Source organism: Achromobacter sp. 2789STDY5608615 (assembly GCF_001298995.1).
In the GTDB taxonomy this organism is placed as follows: Bacteria; Pseudomonadota; Gammaproteobacteria; order Burkholderiales; family Burkholderiaceae_B; genus Achromobacter; species Achromobacter insuavis.
Genome location: NZ_CYTY01000027.1, coordinates 21389 through 27926 on the forward strand (window position 1 = coordinate 21389; position 6538 = coordinate 27926).

Below are 6538 nucleotides of genomic sequence, written 5' to 3' on the forward strand. Positions count from 1 at the left end.
CGCTTGGGCGCCGCGATACGCATGGCCGCGCGCTGGATGCGGCTGAGCTTCTTCGCGGCGGTGAAAAACAGATGGGTAAGACTGCGCGCCATTGATCGGGCCTGTGAACGCTGTGTGACTCCACGACGACGTTTGAAAACCACCTGGCCGCCATGCGCGGCCCGCCGACTGCCGCGTCCGCCGAATGCGGACGCCCATGCTCCGGGACCGGCCCGGCTCAGAACCGACCGGACTGGATCGCCGCGCCGCTCGTCAGCAATTCCAGACAGGAGACCAACGCCACCGCGATGGTGATGATGGAGAGCACCTTGACGACCTTGCTGGTGCCTGGCCGGGTCAGCGTCGCGGTCATGCGCGTGACGATGTATGCCCCAACCATCAGGCCGATTGCCGGAATCATAGAAGAGCCTCCCCTTGAAGAGTCTGTGCGGGCCCGCCGGATGCGCAGCCCCTCGATAACGCGGTACGCAGCCAAAAGCGCCGCCTCTGCGGGCGGCTGATTTAGCGAGAGAAATGTATCACACAGTAACTTGTCATCGCAGCTTTTCGAGCGCCGCGGCGGCGGTCCGGTTTGCAGAAAATCAAGGCGCGCCGTCCTGCGATCAAGGCCGGCTTGAGGCGGCGGCGCAAAACCCTTATGGTGGAAACCCTGATAACTATTCGCACCCGCTCAGCAAACCATGTTCCCGAACGACCGCCGCCAGACCCTGGGCGAGGAAATCGCCAACACCATCAGCCACGGTCTGGGCGCGGCCGGCGCGCTGGCCGCCGCCCCGATCCTGATCGTCGCCGCCGCGCGCCAGGGCGATGCCGCCTTCATCGCCGGCGCGGCCATCTTCGCCGCCAGCATGTGCCTGCTGTACCTGGCCTCGGCCATCTACCACGCGCTGCCCGACAACCGCGCCAAGCGCCTCTTCAACGTGCTCGACCACTCGGCGATCTACCTGCTGATCGCCGGCACCTACACGCCGTTCGCGCTGGGCGCGCTGCGCGGTCCGTGGGGCTGGACGCTGTTCGGCCTGGTGTGGGGCATGGCGCTGCTGGGCGTGGGCCTGAAGGCCAGCAAGCGGCTCGACCGCCCCGCCCTGTCCACCGGGCTGTACCTGGCGATGGGCTGGCTGGTGGTCATCGCCGTCAAGCCGATGCTGGAACTGGTGCCGACCGGCGGCCTGTGGTGGCTGCTGGCGGGCGGACTGGCGTATACCGGCGGCGTGGTGTTCTTCGTGTTCGACAACCGCTGGCGCTACGGCCACTTCGTCTGGCACCTGTTCGTGCTGGCCGGCACGGTCTGCCATTTCTTCGCCGTGCTGTGGTACGGCGCGGGCGCTGCCTGAACGCGTTCAGGCCCGGCCCTGTCGAGGGGCCGCGCTAGCGCGCGGGCACCTGCGCGGCGGGCCGCACGTAGCCGTCGACCAACTGGCGGCCATGGTGGATGGCGGCATCCACCGCCATGACCGGCGATGACACGAAGCCACCCGCAGCGAACAACGGCACCACGTGGTTGTCGTTCAAGCGGTGCCAATCGGCGGCCAGTTCGACCCCCACGGTCGCGGTGAAAGCGGGGCGGCGGCTGCCCGCCACGGAAATGCGGGACACGCTGGCGATCAGCCGGTAGCCCTTGTAGACCATGTTGTTATGGAACATGCGTCCTCCTGTCTGAAGCGGCAGCCCCTCGGGGCCGTCGTTCACATTGCGCGAATCTGCGTCGCGTGCGGACCTTTGGCGCCTTGCGCCGTGACGTAGCTGACGCGCTGGTTCTCGACCAGCGCCTTGTGGCCGTCACCGACGATTTCAGAGAAATGCGCGAACAGGTCCTTGCCGCCGTTCTCGGGCATGATGAAGCCAAAGCCCTTGGCGTCGTTGAACCACTTCACAATTCCGGTTTCCATCATTTCACTCCTTGCGTAGCGGGCATGGCCCGGGAAGGGAGCCTGTCAAGGAAAGGGACGGCGAACAATGAGGCGCCAGCAGGGGCGCGATACCGGACGTTGATCACGATGCTCGAAAAGCTGCAAGTCCACTATGGGTGCCCGACCGGTGAAAGTCAATGTATGCTTCCAATTAGCGCCGATGCCGGCCCGTAATCTCCATGATCACGTTTGTGATAATCGGGACATGGACGCGCGCGGCAGCGAGCCGATTGCGTAACTCTCTGCGCGAATCCCCGTTTCGCACGATAAAGCGCGTATGCTGAAACGGTGGTGCTTGAACGCGCGTCTCCTCGCCGTATCGCCATCCCGGAGGAAGACGACCGTGAGTCGCATCGGAAGGACCATTGCCAGATTCGCCAACGCCTGCGTGAAACTGTTGCCGCCCGCCACGCCCGCGGCGGCCAACACGCCGACACGACCCGAGCGTACGCGCGAACATGCCGCGATTTCCTCGCCATGGCGCATCTACCGCATCTACGCGCGCCCCGGCCATCTGCTGCTGCGCGACGAGCATGGCCGCATCCTCGACCTGGGCGTCATGAAGGGCGCCGAACCCAACCTGACCTACCGCTTGTTCGCCCGCGGCCTGCAGGGGCGCGGATTCGCCACCCGCACGCTGCTGCTCGATGACATCGCGCAACGCATCGAATCGGGCGAGGTCGGCAACGACTTGCTCAAGTTGCCGCTGTGGGCGCAGCCGCTGGGCGCGGACCTGGACCGCGGCACGCATACCGATGTCTCGATGAAGCTGGGGCGCTGAGCCCGCCGCGCTGTCCCCGCAAGCCTGTCCGCGGCCGGCCCTAATCGGGCTGGCGCAGATAACCCGTGGGCGGACGGCCCAGCACGCGCCGGAACATGGTCGAGAGCGCCGCCGGGCTCTGGTAGCCGAAGTCCAGCGCGATCGCCGTGACCGGCGTGCCGGCCGCCAGCCGCGCCAGCGCCAGCACCACGCAGGCGCGCTGGCGCCAGGCCGAGAACGCCATGCCGGTCTGCAGACGGAAATGGCGGCTGAAGGTGCGCGGACTCATGTGCAGGCGCTCGGCCCAAGCCTCGGGCGACTGGCGCACGTCGGGCGCGGCGATGAAGGCGCGGCACAGCGGCGCCAGGCGCCTGTCGCGCGGCAGCGGGATGTGCAGCGGCAGCACTGGCGCGCGCGTCACCTCGTGCAGCAGCAGCGCCGCCAGCGCGCCGTCGCGGCCGGCCGGGTCGTAGTCGGCCGGCATGTCGACCGCCGCCAGCAGCAGCTGGCGCAGCAGCGGCGACACCTCCACCACTTCGCAGGCGGCGCTGGCGGCGCGGGCCGCGCCGGGCTCGATATAGGCGCTGCGGGTGCTGACGTCCTGCATGCGCACCTGGTGCGCCACGCCGGCCGGGATCCAGACGGCGCGCTGCGGCGGCACCACCCAATTGCCGTCGCGGGTGACCACGTGCATGACGCCGGTGGCGCCGTACAGCAGCTGGGCGCGACGGTGCGTGTGCGCCGGCAGCAGGTGGCCGGGCGGATAGTCGTTGCCGATGGCGACCACCGCGCGGTCGAGGCGGTCGTGCAGGTCGATGTGGCTGTTGCGCATGACGGGATTGGCTGGAATGCAAACATTATTGTCCAATCCTCGAAAGCAAGCCACCGCCGGCCGCCCTATCGTGGCGTTTTCCCCGGAAAGGACGCAAGACATGCTGTACGTGACATTGGCGCTGTTCGGCGCGTTGAGCGGCGTGACCACGGTGCTGTTCGGCTTTGGCGGCGGCTTCGTGGTGGTGCCGGTGCTGTATGGCGTGCTGACCGCCACCCACGGCGCGCAGGACGCCATCGGCCAGGCGGCGATGCATATCGCGGTGGCCACCTCGACCTGCGTGATGATCGTCAACTCGGTGGCCGCCACCCGCAAGCACCAGCGCGCCGGCAACATCGTGCGCAGCTACGTCTGGCCGCTGGCCGCCTTCATCGGCGCGGGCGCGCTGCTGGGCGCCTGGGCCGCCACCCGCGCCAGCGGCGACGTGGTGCGCTATGCCTTCATCGCCTACCTGGGCGTGACCATTCTCGACTGCCTGCTGCGCCAGGGCTTCATGGCGCAGCACGAGGCGCGCGCGGCGCGGCCGCTGGGCCAGGGCGTGACGGTCGGCGGCGGCGTGGTGATTGGCGTCATCGCCACGTTTCTGGGCGTGGGCGGCAGCGTGATGACGGTGCCGCTGCTGCGCCGGCGCGGCCTGCCGATGGCCAAGGCGGCCGCCATGGCCAATCCGCTGACGCTGCCGGTGGCGATTGTCGGCACGCTGGCCTACATGGCGGCGGCGCGCGCCCTGCCGGCGCCGCTGGCGCCATGGATCATCGGCTACGTCGACCTGCTGGCCTTCGCGGCGCTGGCGCTGGGCTCGCTGGCGGGGATCCGGCTGGCGGCGCCGCTGATCCCGCGCATTCCGGACCGCTTGCACGCCCGCGTCTATGTCGCGCTGCTGGCGCTGGTGCTGCTGAGCATGGCGCTGGCCTGAGCGCCGCGGCGATGGCCTATGATCGGGGCATCCGACCCGATGGCGCCCTGCCTTGACTCCGCTGCCCGATCCCCACGCGCCCTTTGTCCTGACCGGCCGCATCGCCCAACGCGTGCAGCGGCTGCCGGCCGGTGACGCGCCGGACCCCGCCGCGCGCCGCCAGGCCGAATACCAGGCGGGACGCGAGCTGGCCGCGACGCTGCTGGCCGGGCTGGGCGCGCGGACCGTGCAGGTTGGCGCGGACGCGGACCGCGCGCCGCGCTGGCCCGAGGGCTTCGTCGGCTCCATCAGCCACAGCCGGCACTTGCTGGGCGTGGCCGTGGGCCGCCAGGCCGACACGCGCGGCCTGGGCATCGACCTGGAAGCGATCGCCGACGCCGAGGCGATCGAGGCGATCGAAGCCGTCTGCATGCTGCCCGATGAACACGGCCTGGTGGCCGCCGCCCTGCCCCGCGCCGACTGGGCCACGCTGGTGTTCTCGGCCAAGGAGGCGCTCTACAAGTGCCAATTCCCGCTGACGCGCTGCCCGCTCGAATTCAGCGACCTGGCCGTGGTGCATGCGGACGTGACGGCGCAACGGCTGGTGCTGCGGCTGCAACGCGATGCCGGCCCGGATTTCCGGCGCGGCCAGTCGTTCCATTGCGGCTACCGGCTGGGCCAGGGACACGTGTACACGGCGGTGCAACTGGCGCCCTGACGGCACGGGCACACAGCGACACAACGCGTGCCCCGGCCGCGCGCGGCCGACACCGGGCCTGTGATCCGCTTGCGTAATGTCACGAAGTTGCGCGCAAAACATTTCCGCCGCGCGCCCGGGGCGCCTCCCCCGCGCGCGCCCGGCGCCACGGTGGTCCGCCGACACAGGAAAACACATTGCGAAACTTGAACCACGCCCGGGCCGGTTGTCATCATGGTCGGACATTTACCCGGAATTAGGAGGTTTCCATGCAGCGTTCCAAAACCGCAATCCTGTCGGCCGTTCTTGCCGCGGCCGTCTTGTCCGGTGCTCCCGTCCTGGCGCAGAACGCGCCCGCCAGCCAGACGCCGATGGCGCCCGCCGCCGCGCAACCCACCGACCAGCAGCTGCAACGCTTCGCCTCGGCCTCGCAGAAGGTCTCGGGCGTGGTCGACGAATACCGTCCCAAGGTCGACGCCGCCAAGACCGACGAGGCCAAGCAGAAGGTGATCCAGGAAGCGGACGCCAAGATGGTCAAGCTGGTGCAGGCCGACGGCCTGTCCGTCGAGGAATTCAACGGCATCGGCCGCGCCGTGCAGCAGGATCCGCAAGTCAAGCAGCGCCTGATGAACATGGGCAAGGCCGGCGCGACGGTGCAGTAGGCGCGCCCCCTTCCCCGCTCGCCGCGCCTTGGGGGTATCCTGCCGGGGAACCCTTCAAGGAGCGCGGCATCTTGACCCCCGATCTCACCCTCTACGACCTGGCAGGCGCCGACCCGGCGCTGCGTTTCAGCCCGCATTGCTGGAAGACGCGCATGGCGCTGGCCCACAAGGGGCTGTCCGCCAACACCGTGCCGTGGCGCTTCACCGACAAGGAAGCGATCGAATTCTCGGGCCAGAAGCTGGTGCCGGTGCTGGTGCACGGCGACCACGTGATCAGCGATTCCTGGCAGATCGCCTGCTATCTGGAAGACACCTTTCCGGAACGCCCGTCGCTGTTCGGCGGCGACACCGGCCGCGCCCTGAGCCTGTTCGCCAACAGCTGGGCCGACACCACGCTGGTGCCGACGCTGGCGCGGCTGCTGCTGCCGGAAATCCACGCGCTGATCGACGCGAAAGACAAGGACTATTTCCGCCACACTCGCGAAAAGCGCTTCGGCCCGCTGGAAGCGCTGCCCGCCGTGCAGGAGGAACAGCTGGCGGCCCTGCGCGCCTCGCTGCTGCCGCTGCGCCAGATGCTGGCGCGGCAGCCGTACCTGGCCGGCCAGCAGCCGGCCTATGCGGATTACGCGGTGTTCGGTTTCTTCATGTGGGCGCGCTGCACCAGCGCGCTGGAACTGCTGGCGGCCAACGATCCCGTGGCCGCCTGGCGCGAGCGCCTGCTGGACGCCCATGGCGGGCTGGCGCGCCAGGCGCCGGTGCCGCCGGCATGAGGGCGGCGGCGG

At 69.1% G+C, this 6538-nt stretch carries 10 protein-coding genes; 6 read left to right on the forward strand and 4 right to left on the reverse strand.

What is annotated here, in order from left to right; genetic code table 11:
• Positions 1–217: 217 nt before the first annotated feature.
• Complete coding sequence (locus AOZ49_RS21415) at positions 218–400, reverse strand: hypothetical protein (protein ID WP_006396220.1); 183 nt, start codon at positions 398–400, stop codon at positions 218–220.
• A gap of 280 nt (positions 401–680) precedes the next feature.
• On the opposite strand from AOZ49_RS21415, the gene AOZ49_RS21420 reads away from it, so the two are divergent.
• Positions 681–1334, forward strand: a complete 654-nt coding sequence (locus AOZ49_RS21420; protein ID WP_054431781.1) for a PAQR family membrane homeostasis protein TrhA — start codon at positions 681–683, stop codon at positions 1332–1334.
• Between the two features lie 34 nt (positions 1335–1368).
• Here the strand turns inward: AOZ49_RS21420 and AOZ49_RS21425 are convergent, their stop codons facing one another.
• Positions 1369–1644: a hypothetical protein gene (locus AOZ49_RS21425; protein ID WP_054431782.1), complete on the reverse strand. Its 276-nt coding sequence runs from the start codon at positions 1642–1644 to the stop codon at positions 1369–1371.
• A 41-nt stretch (positions 1645–1685) separates the two neighbouring features.
• Positions 1686–1889 carry a cold-shock protein gene (locus AOZ49_RS21430; RefSeq protein WP_006385404.1) on the reverse strand — a complete coding sequence of 68 codons (204 nt, stop codon included), beginning with the start codon at positions 1887–1889 and terminating at the stop codon, positions 1686–1688.
• A 364-nt stretch (positions 1890–2253) separates the two neighbouring features.
• Here AOZ49_RS21430 and AOZ49_RS21435 point away from each other — a divergent pair, with 364 nt between their 5' ends.
• On the forward strand, positions 2254–2691 hold the full coding sequence (locus tag AOZ49_RS21435; protein WP_054477646.1) for a hypothetical protein: 438 nt from the start codon (positions 2254–2256) through the stop codon (positions 2689–2691).
• Positions 2692–2731: 40 nt separating this feature from the next.
• Here AOZ49_RS21435 and AOZ49_RS21440 read toward each other — a convergent pair whose 3' ends face one another.
• The gene (locus tag AOZ49_RS21440; protein WP_054477648.1) at positions 2732–3502 is read right to left on the reverse strand and encodes an AraC family transcriptional regulator; all 771 of its coding nucleotides are present in this window, start codon (positions 3500–3502) and stop codon (positions 2732–2734) included.
• Positions 3503–3602: 100 nt separating this feature from the next.
• Between AOZ49_RS21440 and AOZ49_RS21445 the strand changes: the two genes are divergently transcribed.
• From AOZ49_RS21445 to AOZ49_RS21460, 4 genes are all read left to right on the forward strand, one after another.
• Positions 3603–4418 (forward strand): sulfite exporter TauE/SafE family protein, encoded by an 816-nt coding sequence (locus tag AOZ49_RS21445; RefSeq protein ID WP_054477650.1) that lies wholly within the window; start codon positions 3603–3605, stop codon positions 4416–4418.
• Between the two features lie 52 nt (positions 4419–4470).
• Entirely contained in the window at positions 4471–5115 is a 645-nt protein-coding gene (locus AOZ49_RS21450; RefSeq protein ID WP_054431786.1) for a 4'-phosphopantetheinyl transferase family protein, read from the forward strand.
• Between the two features lie 248 nt (positions 5116–5363).
• Complete coding sequence (locus AOZ49_RS21455; protein ID WP_054431787.1) at positions 5364–5756, forward strand: DUF4168 domain-containing protein; 393 nt, start codon at positions 5364–5366, stop codon at positions 5754–5756.
• 71 nt (positions 5757–5827) lie between these two features.
• The gene (locus AOZ49_RS21460; RefSeq protein ID WP_054477652.1) at positions 5828–6526 is read left to right on the forward strand and encodes a glutathione S-transferase family protein; all 699 of its coding nucleotides are present in this window, start codon (positions 5828–5830) and stop codon (positions 6524–6526) included.
• Positions 6527–6538 lie beyond the last annotated feature (12 nt).